A 16,004-nucleotide genomic window follows, 5' to 3' on the forward strand; every position below is an offset into this window, starting at 1 on the left:
CGCCGGGCCACCACGTGCAGGGGCACACGCTTCTCCGTCCCGCCGGCCCGGCGGTAGGCGTCCTCGATGGCCGGCCCGGCGGCCACCGCTTCGAGGTGCCCGGATCGCCCGCAACTGCACGGGCGGTTCGCCTCGGACACGGGCAGATGGCCCAGCTCGCCGCGCGTGTGGTGACTGCCCCTCGTCAGCCGGCCGTCGTGCACCAGGGCTCCCGCGATGCCGGTGCCCACCGCCAGGAAGAGGACCTCGTCGAGGCCGCGTGCGGCGCCGAACAGCTGCTCGCCGAGGGCAAGGGCGTTACCGTCGTTGTCCACCGCGACCGGGACTCCGCCCAGGCGGCCGGAGAGTTCACCCGCCACGTCGGTGCCCGCCCACCCGGGCAGCAGGTCGGTCGCCGAGACGATCGTGCCGGTACGGCTGTCGACGACACCTCCGGTACTCACTCCCACAGCGGGCAGCAGGTCAGTGCCGCTGTTGGACAGGGCTGTTCGGGCCGCCTCGGCCATGGTGTCCAGGACGGCGCCCGGCCCGTCGGCGGCGGGCGTGGGCAGGCGGACCGGCTTGTGCGGGGTGCCCGTCGCGTCCACCACGGCGGCAGCGATCTTCGTCCCCCCCACGTCGATGCCCAGGCCCCGCCACCGGGCGGGGACGGTGGCCGCAGTGGTCATCGGGTGCCCCTTTGGACCGTCATGTGCACGTCGTAGCGGTCGGCGCGGTAGAGGCTGGTGGTGGCCTCCTGCGGACGGCCGCGCTCGTCCAGGCCCACACGCCGGACGTGGAAGGCGGCGGCGCCTGCGGGGACTCCCAGCAGGATGGCGCTCCGCTCGTCCAGGGAGACAGCGGTCCACACCTGCTCGGCCCTGACGAGCCGCAGCTGGTAACGGGTCTGGAGGATGTCGTACAGGGAGATGTTCAGATCGTGGGCCAGTAGCCCGGGAACCCGGTCGGCGCGCAGATGCACGGTCTCCAGGCACATCGGCCGGTCGTCCGCGGTCCGGAGCCGGATCAGACGGACGACACGGTGGTCGGGAGTGGTCCGCAGTTCCTCGGCGATCTGCCGTCCGGCTGTCGTCTCGTCGGCGGCGATCAGCCGCGTGCCCGGGGTGAGGCCGCGGGCCTGCATGTCCTCGGTGAAGGACGTCAGGGAATGGGACTTCGAGATCGTCTGCGCGGCGACGAACGTGCCGGCTCCGTGCACCCGGTAGACGATGCCCGCGTCGGCGAGTGCGTCCAGCGCCTGGCGCACGGTGGACCGGCTGACCTCGTGGCGTGCTGCCAGTTCGCGTTCCGTGGGCAGGGCGGTGTGCGGTTCGAGCTTGTCGATGTCGCCGCGCAGGCTCTGGCGCAGCCTCTCGTGTTTGGTCGCCTTGTCGGCGCTGCCGGTCCCTGCCACGTCGGCGGTGGTCCCGGTCGCCGGGGTCTCGTGCGTCATCCCTTGACTCCGGTGATCGCGATGCCCTGGACGAAGGTCTTCTGGGCGAAGAAGAAGAGGATCACCACCGGGACCGCGGCCAGCAGGGAGGCGGCCATGGTGAGGTTCCACTCGACCTGGTAGGTGGAGCGGAACTGGGCGAGACCCACCGACAGCGTCCAGTTGCGCTCGTTGTTGCCCGCGTAGAGCAGCGGGCCCATGAAGTCGTTCCAGCAGAAGGTGAACTGGAAGACCGCAACCGCCGCGAGCGCGGGCCGGGTGAGGGGCAGGACGACGCGCAGCAAGGTACGCAGTTCCCCGCAGCCGTCGATGCGCGCGGCCTCCAGGTACTCCTGAGGCAGCGTCAGGAAGAACTGGCGCAGCAGGAAGATCGAGAAGGCGTGCCCGAAGAACATGGGCACGATGAGCGGGGCGAGGCTCCCGACGAGGCCGAGCCCGGCCCACATCGAGTACAGCGGGACGAGAGTGACCTGCGCGGGCAGCATCATGACCGCCACCGTCATCAGGAACCATGCGTTGCGTCCGCGCCAGCGCAGCTTGGCCATCGCGTACGCGGCGGGGACGCTGGAGACCAGCGTGCCCACGGTGGCGAGTGCCGCGTACAGGAAGGTGTTGGCGGCGTAGCGGCCCAGGGGGATGCGGTGGAAGACATCCGTGAAGTTGTGCCACTGGAACGCCTCGGGCCACAGGTCGGGCGACATGGTCTGCTCGTTGGTCATCAAGGCGGTGAGTGCGATGAGGACGAACGGCATCAGCACGATGAAGGCCAGGGCGATGAGCAGCGAGTGTTCCGCGACCGTCTCCAGGCGGCGCCGGACCGCGCCGTGGCGCCCTCGTCGGGGTGGGACCGGTGTCCGGTCGGTGACCACGTCGCGCGCGGTGGTGAGGACGGACATCAGCGTGCTCCCGGGAGGTCGGACGTCCAGCGGTTGGCGCGCCGGAGCATGACGAAGGCCACCCCGAAGGACACCGCGAACAGGAGCAGCGCGAGCACCGACGCGTAGCCCATGTTGAAGTAGCGGAATCCCTGCTTGTAGAGCAGCACGGGGAAGAAGAGAGTCGAGTCGTTGGGGTAGCCGAGCGACTCGGCGCCCGTGGTCGCGCCGCCGGACAAGGACGTGGCGACCACGTAGGCCTGGGTGAAGTACTGCAGGGCGTCGATCATCGCGGTGACCGCGGCGAACGTCAGGACCGGTCGGACCGCGGGCAGGGTGACGTGCCACAGCTTCCGCATCCGCCCGGCGCCGTCGAGGTCGGCGGCCTCGTAGAGCTGTTGCGGTACGTCGAGGACCGCGGCCAGGAAGATGACCAGGAGGTTGCCGATCATCCAGGTGTCCAGCATGAGCAGGGACGGCTTGGCCCAGCCGGGATCGTTGAACCACAACGGGCCGTCGATGCCCAGATGTCCGAGAACGGTGTTCACGGGGCCGAAGGAGGGGTTGAGCAGGACGACGAAGGCGAGCGCGGCGGCCACCAGCGGCATCAGATGCGGCAGGTAGAACACGGTCCGCAGGAGGCCCGCTCCACGGCGCGCCCGGGAGACCAGGAGCGCCAGGAAGAACGCGAAGACCAGCTTGACCGGAACGCCGATCAGCAGGATCCAGGCGCTGTTGCGCAGGCCGGTCAGCAGGGCCTTGTCGTGGAGGAGGAAGGCCCAGTTGTCGAGGCCGATGAACTTCGCGGACGAGATCAGGTCGTAGTGCGTGAAGGACAGATACACATTGGCGAGCAGCGGATAGACGAAGAAGACGCAGAAGCCGATCGCCCAGGGCGTCATGAAGGCCACGGCGGCCCAGTTCACCCGGGCGAACCGGCGGCGGGGCAGAGAAGCGTTCGTCGCCATCATTCGTCCGTTCCGATGGTCACCTGGTCGAGAAGGCTGTCGATCTTCCGGGCCTGTTCGGCCAGCCCGGCGCGCGGGTCGGAAACCGCTCCGGACTCCCACTGCTGCATGAAGGAGGCCATGGTGTCCTGGTAACTGACGCCCGCCGCGGTGTTCGGCGGGACGGTGCTGTAGGGGTTGGACGCCATCTTGAGGAAGGGCGCGAAGTGCGGGATCTTCGCGAGTTCGGGTGAGCGCAGCGCGGCCCGGGTGGTGGGTACGTTGTGCAGTCCGGCCGCGAGTGCGTTCTGCGCTCCGGTGTCCGTGGCCAGCCACTTGACGAGCTGCCAGGAGGCGTCGGGGTGGGCGCTGCGGTTCGTGATGCCGGCGAGATGCACCGTCCAGGCGCCCGCGCCGTACCGCTCGGGGTGGTCGTCCGGGGCCGGGAAGGGGGCGGTGTCGTAGTCGAGGTCCTTCGCCTCGTTCTGGATGAAGGCGGTGCGGAACTCGCCGTCGATCATCATGGCGAGCTGCTGCGTCTCGAAGGCGTTGGACGCGCTGTACTGGGCGCCGGCACCGGCGGTGAAGGCGCGCAGGGCGTCGTAGCCGTACCAGTCGACCAGCTTCTTGCGCCACTGGAGCAGGTGGAGCCAGTCGGGATCGGTGGCCACGGCGGATCGGCCGTTCTTCTTGAACCAGAGCGCGTCCCAGAGTTGGGCCTCGTAGCCCGGACGGTTCGCGTAGAACAGGGTCAGCGGCGCGTAACCCGCGGTGGTGATCCGGCCCTTCGCGTCGCGCCGCGTCAACTTCCGTGTGTAGTCGGCCAGTGCGCTCGTCGTGCGCGGCGGACCGTCGAGACCTGCCTTCGCGAGGAGCTTCTTGTTGTAGTAGAGGCCGTAGATGTCGCCGAGGACGGGCAGGGCGCACCTCTTGCCCGCGGCGCTGCCGGCCCGCCAGGCGGCCGGGACGAAGAGGTCCCGGTCCACCTTGTCCCGCTCGATGTAGTGGGTCAGGTCCCGCCATCCTCCGCTGGGGCAGTACACACCCGCCAGGTCGCTCTGGGGCGCCCACTGGACATCGGGTGCGGGGCCGCCGCGCAGCGCTGCCACCATGCGGTCGTTGTTCTGCGAGCCGACGCTCTCGACCGTGATCCAGGGATGCTCACGTTCGAAGTCGCCCAGCACGTCCTCGAAGACCTTCAGCTCGCGACCGCTGTAGGCGCTCCACACCGTGATGGTGACCGGTTCGTGGCCCGGTTGGTCGAGGGGGACGTCGGGGGTGGCGACCGCGCAGCCGACGAGGGCCGCGCAGGATGCCGCGACCGAGACGAGCATGCGGTGCAGACGGTGCATCTCGGCTCACTTCCCGTCCGGTGCGGTCAGCTCGAAGTCCAGCTCGAAGGTGCGCTGCCACGGCAGCCGCACCGAGGACGCGGCGACCGTCCACCCCTCGAATCCCGGGAAGGACGCCGGGCTGTCGGCGAGGTTCCCGGCGATCCAGTTCGTGACCGGCTGGACGAGATCCGACGGCAGGGTGCTGTGCCGGGTGCGGTCGGTGAAGGCGGCCAGCGCCCTGCCCCGCGCGTCGGCCATGTAGGCGCCGTCCTCGACCAGGCGGTGCAGCAACAGCCGCCGGTGGGCGGCGGCGTCGAAGGTTCCCGCCTGGCGGGAGGCGGCGAAGAGAGCGCCCTGGGCGATGACACTGCCCAGGGTGTTGCCCGCGGTGTTCCAGCCCGCATAGCCGGCCAGTGAGGCGAGAGGCAGCCGCTGGGAGAGGGCTTCGAGCAGGGCGGGATCAGATCCGTTGGGGTAGGCGCAGTCGGCGACGGCGACCGCCGCGCCCCGCCCCAGATACGAGGCGACCGCCTCGGCGGTGGCCTTCACATCGGCGTCGTCGGCCCGGCGCACCTCGGGGTGGCGGTGCGCCCAGTCACCCCCGGCCTTGTCCGGCGGATGGACGACGAGCACGAGGTCGGCGCCGTCCGGCTCGACCGGCACCGACCCGGTGGCACGAATGTGTCCCCGCGCCCCGACACCGAGTGGCACGTTCTCGTAGGGGGCGACCCTGTCCAGCCCTCCCGGCACCGCGCACACGACAGCGATCCGCAGGGGTTCGCCGCGCAGCGCGGCCAGCACGGTGCGGGCCACGAGCACGGTCGCGACCTCGTCGGCACCCGGGTGCATCAGCACGTTCTCGCCGGCCCCGGCCAGCACGTCACGCCAGTGCGCGAGCCAGTGCTGTTCGAGGCTTCCCGCCGAGCGCTCGGCCGTGTCGTCCGCGGTGATGAGCAGGGTGTCGAGGATCTTGTCGCAGGCCAGCGACAGCGCGGCCAGGTTCACGGTGTGGTTGCGCAGCCGGCGCCGGGTGAAGTCGTCCACGGCATGGCCGGGCAGCCGCCCTCGCAGCTCACTCGCGGACTCCAGGAGCCCGTCCCGCTCGTCGAGGTAGTCCCGGTGCAGCGCCCCGCCGAGCCGGTGCAGGTCGGCGCCGATCTCCTGCCAGTAGTCGGGCTCCTCGTCACTGTCGTACGAGTTCGGAGCCCGGGTCACGAGCGACACCCCGTGGATGGCGCAGCCCGGCGAGCCGCGCCGGACCCGTCGCAGCGTCTCCCAGCGGCCCAGTACCGAGGCCGCGGGATCGTTGCTGGTGCGCGACGCGATCAGACCGCCGAACCCGAGCATGTCCAGGGACACGACGAGCGCGTCGGCCGGCTGCTCTCCCACCGGGGCGCCCTCCAGCCATCGAGTGAGGGCAGCGGTGTCCGCTGGACGCTTCCGAGCACTGAGCAGGTGCTCCGGCGGCAGTGACACCACCGCGCCCGCCACAGCCCCCACCTGCTGCGGCAGGCGGGTGTTGACGGGCCGCTCGTCGAGCGGCAGCAGACCGATACGCACGGCAATCTCCAGGAGGTATGTCGTTCACGGAGTTGCCATGTTGGTTCGGTCCAATCTCGCCGTCAAGGCCTGAAAGAGCAGATCGGATGAACCAAGAGTCGTAATTGGTTCGGACCAAAATTGACGGGTAGGCAGATTCGTCGTCGGCGGACCCCTCATCGCCGGCAGTCCTAGCGATCAGGGGGCGCGCATCGCTCTCCGGCAGCTCTCCCGTCGCGTTTCGACCTGCGCAGGCGGCCGCCGCCAAGCTCCACGGCTTCCCGAACGCGAACTGCCGGCACGTCTCGGCTGCACCCGCGCGGACGACCCGAACCCGCCTTCCGTCCCCGTCCCCGAGCCCGAGCACCGCGTCCTCGTCGTCGCTGAGAAGCACCGGACCGGCTTCGGCCAGCCGCCGCTGACCACCATGTCCGGCTCCCCCCGCACCGCGCCTGCCTGTCCGACGCCTCCCGACGCGCCTACGTGTGCGAACCCGCCGAGAACGTCATAGCCCGGCACCGCACCGGCCGCCCGCTGAACCCCGTAATGGAGTTCCACAACCGGGTGGACCACCACGACCACGAGGGCGTCGCCCTCGGCCTCGACGAGCAGCGGCGCCTCGTCGCCCACATCGGCGACCACCCCGCCCTCGTCCTGCGCGACCACGGCCTCCTGACGGTCGGCGAGAGCGCCGCCCGCGCCTTCCCGCGCGTGTACTACTTCGTGTACTTCTTGCAGAAGGCCGGCGAGATCCAGGTGACCGCGCGGTCCGGAGGCGTCCCCCTGGTCGTCCCGCGCCGAGGTCTGCGAGTACACCGCCCAGCGGCTCGCCGGCGAGACGGAGAGCGACTTCGAGGACCTCGACGCCGACGACCTCGCCTGGTCGGCACTCCTGCGCATGCTCGACCGGGCCTGCCCCGACTACGAGACGGGTGCCGGGACGAAGCGGCCGTACGTGCTGCGGTGGTAGAGCAGGGGGCCGTCTCCGTCCGCCGTGGCCAGCAGGTGCGTGCGGGCCACCACGATGTGGTGGTCGCCGGCCGGGTGTTCCGCCTCGACCGAGCACTCCAGCCAGGCGATCGACCCGTCCAGGACCGGCTGGCCCGAGGGCGAGGGCGACCACGGCACCCCGGCGAACTTGTCCGGACCGCTGCGGGCGAGTTTGCGGGACGTGGCCTCCTGCCGGGCGCCGAGGATGTTCACGCAGATCCGCTCCGAATCCCGCAGGACCGGCCAGGTGCGGCTGGTGCGCCCCGCGCAGAACGACACCAGCGGGGGGTCGAGCGACACGGAGGTGAAGGAGTTGACCGTCAGGCCGACGGGACGCGCGTCGGCGCCGGTCAGCCCGGTCACCACGACCACACCGGTCGCGAATCGGCTCAGGGCGCTGCGGAAGGCGTTCGCGTCCGGCAGGCTGGGCGCGGCCTCGGATCCGGTGACTGTCACGCCCCCCACTCTCCACGACCCGGCTGAAGCCGCGCTGAAGCGCCCACCTCGCGCGCCGGTCCGGGGCCGCGGAGGTTCTCGGCGGGGCGCTGCGCCGACGCGTCCCCGTCCGGGACGGTTTAGGGCGGCTTTAACAGGCCCGCCGAGAATGCCGCGTCCTCGCGGGCGGCGCGTGGCCGTCCGCCGTTCCGGAAAGCAGGGGCCCATGCCGCCCACGTTCCCGATGTCACGCCAGTGCCCGTACCACCCGCCCGCGGGCTACGACGCCCTCCGTGAGGAGGGACCGCTCGCCCAGGTGGAGCTGTACGACGGACGGACCGCCTGGGCGGTCACCGGATACGCCGAGACCCGCGTGCTCCTCACCGACCCCAGGCTCTCCTCCGACCGTTCCCGGCCCGACTTCCCCGTCCTCGTGCCTCGCATGGCCGCCGCCAAGCTGGTCGCGCTGGTCGGCATGGACCCGCCGGAGCACGGCGTCCAGCGCCGCATGCTCATCCCCAGCTTCACCGTCAAGCGGGTCAACTCCCTCCGGCCCGCGATCCGCCGGACGGTCGTCGAACGCATCGAGGCGCTCAGCGCCTCCGGCCGCCGGCAGGCCGACCTCGTCCCCGACTTCGCCCTGCCCGTCCCCTCCACCGTCATCTGCGAACTCCTCGGCGTGCCCTACACCGACCACGAGTTCTTCGAGGAACAGACCCGGCGCATGCTGCACGCCACCAGCACCGCCGAGGACGCCGCCGCCGCGGCCGGCGCCCTCGTCCGCTACTTCGACGAACTGGTCGGCGCCCGGATCGACGAACCCGGCGGAGGACTCCTCGGCGAACTCGTCGCCGAGCGACTGGTCCCCGGCGAGCTGACCCGCGCCGAACTCGCCTCCATCGCCATGTTCCTGCTCGTCGCCGGGCACGAGACCACCGCCAACATGATCGCGCTCAGCATTCTCGCCCTCCTCGAACACCCCGAGCAGCTCGACCGGCTCCGCACCACCGACGCCAAGGGGACGAGCGAAGCCGTCGAGGAGCTGCTGCGCTTCCTGTCGGTCGCGGACGAACTCCAGCGGGTCGCCGCCGCCGACATCGAGATCGCGGGGCGGGTCATCCGCGAGGGCGACGCCGTCTACCTCCCGAACGCCGCCGCCAACCGCACCCCCGAGGTCTTCCCCGACCCCGACACCCTCGACCTCGGGCGCAGCGCCCGGGGCCACCTCGCCTTCGGCTACGGCATCCACCAGTGCATCGGCCAGAACCTCGCCCGCGCCGAACTGGAGATCGCCCTTAAGGAACTGGCCGTACGGCTCCCGGGGCTCCGGCTCGCCGAGCCCGTCGAACGGCTCGGCACCAAGCCGGGCGGCTCCGTCCAGGGCGTCCTGCGCCTGCCGGTCACCTGGTGACGTACGGCGGGGCCGGGGCGAAACTCCGCCCCGGCCCCGTCGCCCTGCCCCCGCCCGTCAGGCCGTGAGGCGCTCCTCCATGAACCTGGCCACCGCCGCGGGGGTCGGGTGGTCGAACAGGAGGACCGGCGGGAGCGGCAGCCCGGTCGCCTCGCACAGCCGGTTGCGGACCTCCAGCGCCGTGAACGAGGAGAAGCCGATGTCGAGGAAGTTGTCCTCGGCGTCGATCAGCTCCGGCGATGCGTGCCCCAGCACCTCGGCCGCGTGCTCCCGGACCAGGTCCAGGAGGGAGACCTCGCCCGCCAGGACCGGCTCCACCCCCCTCACCACCGCGGGCACTGCCACCGGCGCGGCCGGCTCCGCGGTCCCCCTCGGCTCCGGACGCGTCCGGGCCGGCCACCAGTACGGAGTGTGCTCGAACGGATACGTCGGCAGGGCGGCGCCCCCGCGGGCCCCCGCCCGGCCGCCGTACCACTCCCGCCACTCCACCGCCGCACCCGCCGTGTCCAGCCGGGCCAGCGCCCCGGCGAGCGACGCCTCCGCCGGACGGTCCCGCACCAGCGCCGGGGCCACCACCGGATCCGCCGCCCCGGCGGGCAGGGCCGCCGTCACCATCGGGGTCAGCACCGCGTCCGGGCCGACCTCCACGAACGCCGACACCCCCGCCCCGTAGAGCGAACCGAGCACCGCTCCGAAGCGGACGGGGGAGCGCAGCTGATCCGCCCAGTACGACGGGTCGGCCAGCTCCCCGGCCTCCACCGGCCGGCCCGTGAGGTCGGAGACGATCCGCAGCTCCGGCGGCCGGAACCGCAGTCCGGCCACCACCCGCCGCAGCGGCTCCAGTGCGCCGTCCATGTGGTGCGAGTGGAAGGCGTGGCCGACCCGCAGCCGCTTCGTGCGCCGCCGCCACACGGTGAGCGCCGCCGCGATCTCGGTGACGGCATCCGCGTCGCCGGAGACCACCACCGACCGGGGCCCGTTGACCGCCGCGAGGCCCACCCGCCCCTCGTACCCGTCGAGCAGCACCCGCACCTCCTCCTCGGAGGCCTCGCAGGCCAGCATCGCGCCCCCGGCCGGCTGTTCCTGCATCAGCCGTCCGCGCGCCGACACCAGGACCGCCGCGTCCTCCAACGACAGGACCCCGGCCGCGAACGCCGCCGAGATCCCGCCGATGGAGTGCCCGGCCACCCAGTCCGGGGCGGGCAGCAGCCGCGTCAACTGCCGGTGGAGAGCCGTCTCCAAGGCGAACAGCGCGGGCTGCGCGAACTCGGTCCGGTCGAGCAGGGCGGCCTCCGGGCTGCCCTCCGGTTCGAGGAGCAGCGGCAGCAGCGGACGCCCGAGCGGGCCCTCGAAGGCGGCCGCGACCTCCTGGAGCGCCTCCCGGAACACCGGCCGCGAGGCGTACAACTCGCGCGCCATCGCCGGGCGGTGACTGCCCTGACCGGTGAAGAGGAAGGCGGTGGTGGGACGCCCGGCGGAACCCCCGGCCACCAGCCGCCCGTTGCGCCGCCCCGCCGCCAGGTCCGCCAACGCCCGCCGCGCGCCCTCACGGTCACCCGGCAGGACCGCCGCCCGGTGCCGCAGCCGGCCCCGCCCGAGCGCCAGGGTCCGCCCGATCTCCACGTCCGACAGGCCGGACCCCGCGCCCCCGGCGGCCTCCCACTCCGCCAGCCGCTCCGCCAGCCGGCCCGCCTGCGCCCGCAGCGCCCGCTCCGTGCCCGCGGACAGCAGCCAGGGCGCCGGCGTCTCCGCGACGGGGCCGGCGTTCTCCGCCTCCTCCGGCGCCTGCTCCAGGATCACGTGCGCGTTCGTGCCGCTGATGCCGAACGACGACACACCCGCCCGGCGCGGTCGCTTCCGGTCCGGCCACGGGACCGACTCCGTCAGGAGCCGTACGGCCCCCGCCGACCAGTCCACCTGCGGGGTCGGCTCGTCCACGTGGAGGGTGCGGGGCAGGTGCCCGTGCCGCATCGCCTCCACCATCTTGATCACCCCGGCGGCCCCGGCCGCCGCCTGCGTGTGCCCGATGTTCGACTTCAGCGAACCGAGCAGCAGCGGCTCGCCCGCGGGACGGCCCTGACCGTACGCGGCGAGCAGGGCCGCCGCCTCGATCGGATCGCCCAGCCGGGTCCCCGTGCCGTGCGCCTCCACCGCGTCCACCTGCTGCGGAGCCAGCCGCGCCGACGCCAGGGCCTGCGCGATCACCCGCTCCTGGGTGGGGCCGTTCGGCGCGGTCAGACCGTTGCTCGCCCCGTCCTGGTTCACGGCCGAGCCGCGCAGCAGGGCGAGGACCGGGCGGCCGTTGCGCCGCGCGTCGGACAGCCGCTCCAGGAGCACCAGGCCCACGCCCTCCGAGAACCCCGTCCCGTCGGCCGCCGCCGCGAACGCCTTGCACCGCCCGTCCGCCGACAGCCCGCGCTGCCGGCTGAACTCCACGAGGAGCTGCGGCGTGGCCATCACCGTCACCCCGCCCGCCAGCGCCAGATCGCATTCCCCGGAGCGCAGCGCCCGCGCCGCCAGGTGCATCGCCACCAGCGACGACGAGCACGCCGTGTCCAGTGTCACCGCCGGACCCTCCAGGCCCAGGTGGTAGGCGATCCGCCCGGACGCCACGCTCGTCGCGTTGCCGGTCATCAGATGCCCCTCGTACCCCTCGGGCAGCTCGGCCGGCGGTGGCGCGTACGCCTGCGACACGACGCCCGCGAACACCCCCGTCCGGCTGCCGTGCAGCGAGGTCGGCGCGATGCCCGCCCGCTCGAAGGTCTCCCAGGCCACCTCCAGGAGCAGCCGCTGCTGCGGATCGGTCGCGACGGCCTCGCGCGGCCCCATCCCGAAGAACGCCGCGTCGAACCCGGCCGCCCCGTACAGGAACCCGCCCTCCCGGGCGTACGTCGTCCCGGGCCGGTCCGGATCGGGGTCGTACAGCCGCTCCAGGTCCCAGCCCCGGTCGCGCGGCAGACCGGACACGGCGTCGCGTTCCTCCGCGACGAGCCGCCACAGCTCCTCCGGTGAGTCCGCCCCGCCGGGGAACCGGCAGCCCGTCGCCACGATCGCGACCGGCTCGTGGGCGGCGTCCTCCAGGTCCCGTATCCGGCGCTTGGCCAGCTTCAGGTCGGCCGTCGCCCGCTTCAGGTACTCGCGGAGCTTCTCCTCGTTGTTCATCGGCGTCGCACTCTCTCCGTTCCGCGCATCGCGGGTCTCAGGAGGCATGACCGCCCCCGTCCAGTTCGCTGTTCGGCTCGTCGTCCGCCGCGGCACCGAACTCCTCGTCCAGCGCCTGGAACAGCTCGTCGTCCGTGGCATCGGAGAGGTCCGCCGGTCCCTCCGCCGCCCCGGCACCGGGCACGGAGTCCGCGCCCGCGGCCTCCTCCCAGCGCCACAGCGCCGCCCGCAGCCGCTCCCGCAGCACCTCGAAGTCCGGGCTGCCCACCGTCACCGACGCCAGCAGCCGGTCCAGGTCCGCCGCCGGGTCGGCCGGCGCGAGCAGCGCGAGGAGCCGGACCGCCAGCGCCTGCGGCGTCGGGAAGTCGAACACCAGCGTCGTCGGCAGCCGCAGCCCGGTCGCCGCGGCGATCCGGTTCCGCAGCTCCACCGCCGTCAGCGAGTCGAAGCCGATCTCCTTGAACGCCCGGTCCGCCGCGATCCCGTCCGCCGCCGCGTGCCCGAGCACCGCCGCCGCCTGGTCGCGCACCAGCTCCAGCAGCACCCGCTCCCGCTCCGGCCCCGGCAGCGCGCCCAGCCGGTCCGCCAGGCTCCCCGCCGACACCGGCGCCGCCTGTGCGGCCCGCCGCACCACCGGCCCGCCGCGCACCAGACCGCGCAGCACCGCCGGCAGACCGTCCGCGCCCGCCCGGGACCGCAGCCCCGCCAGGTCCAGCGGCGCCGGGACCAGCACCGGCCGCCCGGCCGCCAGCGCCGCGTCGAACAGCGCCAGGCCCTCGGGCAGCGACATCGGGACGAGCCCGCCCCGCCCGATCCGGGCGAGATCCGCCTCCGCGAGGTGACCGGTCATGCCGCTCGCGTCCGCCCACATACCCCACGCCAGGGACACCGCCGGAAGGCCGAGCCGCCGCCGGTGGCCGGCCAGCGCGTCCAGGAACACGTTGGCCGCCGCGTAGTTGCCCTGCCCGGCGCCGCCGAGCTGCCCCGACGCCGACGAGAACAGGACGAAGGAGTCGAGGTCGAGACCCCGCGTCAGCTCGTGCAGGTGCCAGGCCCCGTCCACCTTCGGACGCAGCACCGCCGCCGTCTTCTCCGGCGTCAGCGACCCCAGCACGCCGTCGTCGAGGACACCGGCCGCGTGGACGACGTCCGTCACCGGATGTGCCGGGTCGACCGAGCCGAGCAGCGCCGCGAGCGCCTCCCGGTCGGCGGTGTCGCACGCCTCGATCCGGACGTGCGCGCCGAGCGCCGTCAGCTCGTCCGAAAGCTCCGCCGCCCCCGGCGCCGCCGACCCGCGCCGGCCCGTCAGCAGCAGCCGCCGCTTCCCGCCCGCCGTCACCAGATGGCGGGCGAGCGCCGAGCCGAGTGTCCCGGTCCCCCCGGTGATCAGCACCGTGCCCTCTCGTTCCCCGGCGGGCACGCGGACGGTCTCCGGCAAGGTCAGGACCACCTTGCCGACGTGCCGGGCCTGCGCGAAGTAGCGGAACGCCTCCGGCGCCCGCGCCACGTTCCAGGTCGTCACCGGCAGCGGCTCCAGCACCCCACGCTCGAACAGCTCCCGCACCGAGGCCAGCACCGCGCCGACCGTGTCCGGGTCCATGTCCAGGAGTTCGAAGGGGTGGTACGCGACCCCCGGCCGTGCCGTGGCCACCTCCTCCGGGTCCCGCAGATCGGCGATGCCCATCTCCACGAACCGGCCGCCCGGCCCGAGCAGCCGCAGCGAGGCGTCGACGAACTCACCGGTCAGCGAGTTCAGCACCACGTCCACGCCGGCGCCGCCGGTGGCCTCCCGTACGGAAGCCTCGAAGTCGGTCGTACGGGACGACGCCAGCCGGTCCTCGGCCACTCCGAGCTCGCGCAGGGCGCCCCACTTGCCGCCGCTCGCCGTCGCGAACACGTCCGCGCCCAGGTGACGGGCCAGCTGGAGCGCCGCCAGCCCGACCCCGCCCGCGGCGGAGTGGACGAGCAGCCGCTCCCCGGACCGCAGCCCGGCCAGCTCCACCAGACCGTAGTAGGCGGTCGTGAACACCGCGGGAACGCCCGCCGCCTGCGCGAACGACCACCCGTCCGGAATCCGGGCGACCAGCCTCCGGTCGGCCACCGCCACCGGCCCCAGCGCCCCGGGCACCAGCCCGAACACCCGGTCGCCGACGGCGAGTCCGGTCACACCGGGGCCGGTCTCCAGAACCGTGCCGGCCGCCTCCGTCCCCAGCGGCGCCCCCACGGGCACCATTCCGAGCACGGTCAGGACGTCCCGGAAGTTCAGCCCGGCCGCCCGCACCGCGATCCGCACCTGCCCCTCGCCCAGCGGGGCGAGCGCCTCCGGATGCGGGGCGGCGTGGACGTCGTCCGGCGAGCCGCCCGCCGCGGCCAGCCGCCACGGCCCGCCGTCGGCCGGCGGCGCGACCGTCGCGGCACCGGCGAACGGAGCAAGCCGGGGCACCAGCACCCGGCCCGAGCGCAGCGCGAACTGCGGTTCCCCGGAAGCCACGACGGCGTCCAGCACCTGGCGCGAGGCCGACCCCTCGGCGGGATCGTCGACGTCGGCGAGCACGATCCGCCCGGGATTCTCCGTCGCCGCCGACCTGACCAGACCCCACAGCGAAGCCGCCACGAGCCCCGGCACGTCCCCCGGAGCCGCCGCCACGGCACGCCGGGTCAGCACCAGCAGCCGCCCGTCGGCGTCCCGTTCGATCCACTCCTGGAGGCGTACGAGGACGTCCGTGACAGCGGCCCGCACCTCCCGCGGAACACCGGAGCCGCCGTCGCCGTCGTACGGCCCCGTCGCGTCGAGCAGTTCGTACGCGACCGGACCGGACGGCGCCGGCACCTCCGCCCCCTCGGCCCACTCGGTCCACACCGGCTCGTACAGCGACCGCTCCACCCCCTTCGGGGCACGCCCTGCGGGCAGCCGGGCCGGGTCCACCGGACGCAGGGTCAGCGACTCGACCGACAGGACCGGAGCACCCGCCGGATCGGCCACCGACACGGTCACCGAGTCCTCGCCCCCGGCGCCCGGCGCGACGGTCACGTGCAGCGCGGTGGCCGCGGTGGCGTGCAGGGAGACGCCGCCGAACGCGAACGGCAGCCGCACGCCCTCGCCCAGGAACTCGCCGAGACCCATCGCGTGCAGCGCCGAGTCGAGCAGTGCCGGATGCACGGCGAACCGGGCCGCGTCGTCGTGGTGTTCGGGCGCGAGTCCCACCTCGCCGTACACGCGGTCCCCCGACCGCCAGGCTGCGGACAGGTTCTGGAACGCGGGCCCGTACTCGTAGCCGCGTTCCGCCAGCTCCTCGTACAGCCCGCTCACGTCCACGGGCTCCGCGCCGTCCGGCCGGACCGTGCCGTCCCCGGCCGCCGGACCGGAGTCCGGCGGCGCCAGCACCCCGGCCGCGTGCCGCGTCCAGGGCCCGGTGGTGGCATCGTCCTCGGCCCCGCCCTCCGCCCGGGAGTGCACGGTGAGCCTGCGCAGCCCGCCCTCGTCGGCGGCCCGCACCGCGACCTGGACCCGCACACCGCCCCGCTCCGGCACGAACAGCGGTGCCTCCAGGGTGAGTTCGTCGACCCGGTTCGTCCCCGTCCGCTGCGCCGCCTGGAGTGCCAGCTCCAGCAGGGCGGTGGCGGGCAGGAGCGCCGTACCGTTCACGGCGTGGTCGGCCAGCCAGGCGTGCGAGCCGGCCGAGATCCGTCCGGTGAGCAGCAGCGCCTCACCGTCGACGCCGTCGGCGTCGGCGTCGGCGAGCGTCGTCACCGCCGTGAGGAACGGATGGTCGGTCGCGTCCAGCCCGAGACTCCCGGCGTCACTGTGCGCCGCCGGTCCTTCCAGCCAGTAGTGCCCGTGTTGGAAGGGGTAGGTGGGGAGGTCGGTGGGGTGGGTGG

General features: G+C 73.4%; 10 protein-coding genes and 1 pseudogene. 2 read left to right on the plus strand and 9 right to left on the minus strand.

Annotation, left to right across the window (positions count from 1 at the left end):
- The 6 genes from ACFWN1_RS23840 to ACFWN1_RS23865 form a co-directional block, all read right to left on the minus strand.
- The coding region (locus ACFWN1_RS23840; protein WP_384365406.1) for an ROK family protein at positions 1-668 on the minus strand (668 nt) is incomplete at its 3' end.
- Entirely contained in the window at positions 665-1,432 is a 768-nt protein-coding gene (locus tag ACFWN1_RS23845; RefSeq protein WP_384365409.1) for a GntR family transcriptional regulator, read from the minus strand. The genes ACFWN1_RS23840 and ACFWN1_RS23845, both read right to left, overlap by 4 nt.
- A complete protein-coding gene (locus ACFWN1_RS23850; RefSeq protein WP_384365412.1) occupies positions 1,429-2,328 on the minus strand; it encodes a carbohydrate ABC transporter permease in 900 nt (299 codons plus the stop codon). Before ACFWN1_RS23850 ends, ACFWN1_RS23845 begins: the two co-directional genes overlap by 4 nt.
- On the minus strand, positions 2,328-3,278 hold the full coding sequence (locus ACFWN1_RS23855; protein ID WP_384365415.1) for a carbohydrate ABC transporter permease: 951 nt from the start codon (positions 3,276-3,278) through the stop codon (positions 2,328-2,330). The genes ACFWN1_RS23850 and ACFWN1_RS23855 overlap by 1 nt, the downstream gene beginning before the upstream one ends.
- Complete coding sequence (locus ACFWN1_RS23860) at positions 3,275-4,606, minus strand: extracellular solute-binding protein (RefSeq protein ID WP_384365418.1); 1,332 nt, start codon at positions 4,604-4,606, stop codon at positions 3,275-3,277. The genes ACFWN1_RS23855 and ACFWN1_RS23860 overlap by 4 nt, the downstream gene beginning before the upstream one ends.
- A gap of 6 nt (positions 4,607-4,612) precedes the next feature.
- The gene (locus ACFWN1_RS23865; RefSeq protein WP_384365421.1) at positions 4,613-6,148 is read right to left on the minus strand and encodes a DUF4127 family protein; all 1,536 of its coding nucleotides are present in this window, start codon (positions 6,146-6,148) and stop codon (positions 4,613-4,615) included.
- A gap of 525 nt (positions 6,149-6,673) precedes the next feature.
- Between ACFWN1_RS23865 and ACFWN1_RS23870 the strand changes: the two are divergent.
- A pseudogene (locus ACFWN1_RS23870) lies at positions 6,674-6,802 on the plus strand (class II aldolase/adducin family protein); the annotation flags it as partial.
- Between the two features lie 246 nt (positions 6,803-7,048).
- Here ACFWN1_RS23870 and ACFWN1_RS23875 read toward each other — a convergent pair.
- Positions 7,049-7,573, minus strand: a complete 525-nt coding sequence (locus tag ACFWN1_RS23875) for a flavin reductase family protein (RefSeq protein WP_384365424.1) — start codon at positions 7,571-7,573, stop codon at positions 7,049-7,051.
- A gap of 205 nt (positions 7,574-7,778) precedes the next feature.
- On the opposite strand from ACFWN1_RS23875, the gene ACFWN1_RS23880 reads away from it, so the two are divergent.
- Positions 7,779-8,963: a cytochrome P450 gene (locus ACFWN1_RS23880; RefSeq protein ID WP_384365427.1), complete on the plus strand. Its 1,185-nt coding sequence runs from the start codon at positions 7,779-7,781 to the stop codon at positions 8,961-8,963.
- A 57-nt stretch (positions 8,964-9,020) separates the two neighbouring features.
- On the opposite strand, the gene ACFWN1_RS23885 is transcribed toward ACFWN1_RS23880, so the two are convergent.
- Together ACFWN1_RS23885 and ACFWN1_RS23890 are read right to left on the minus strand one after the other, a co-directional pair.
- Positions 9,021-12,125, minus strand: a complete 3,105-nt coding sequence (locus ACFWN1_RS23885; RefSeq protein ID WP_384365431.1) for a type I polyketide synthase — start codon at positions 12,123-12,125, stop codon at positions 9,021-9,023.
- 37 nt (positions 12,126-12,162) lie between these two features.
- The coding region (locus ACFWN1_RS23890) for an SDR family NAD(P)-dependent oxidoreductase (protein ID WP_384365434.1) at positions 12,163-16,004 on the minus strand (3,842 nt) is incomplete at its 5' end.

It is taken from the genome of Streptomyces sp. NPDC058459 (assembly GCF_042721685.1).
GTDB lineage: Bacteria > Actinomycetota > Actinomycetes > Streptomycetales > Streptomycetaceae > Streptomyces.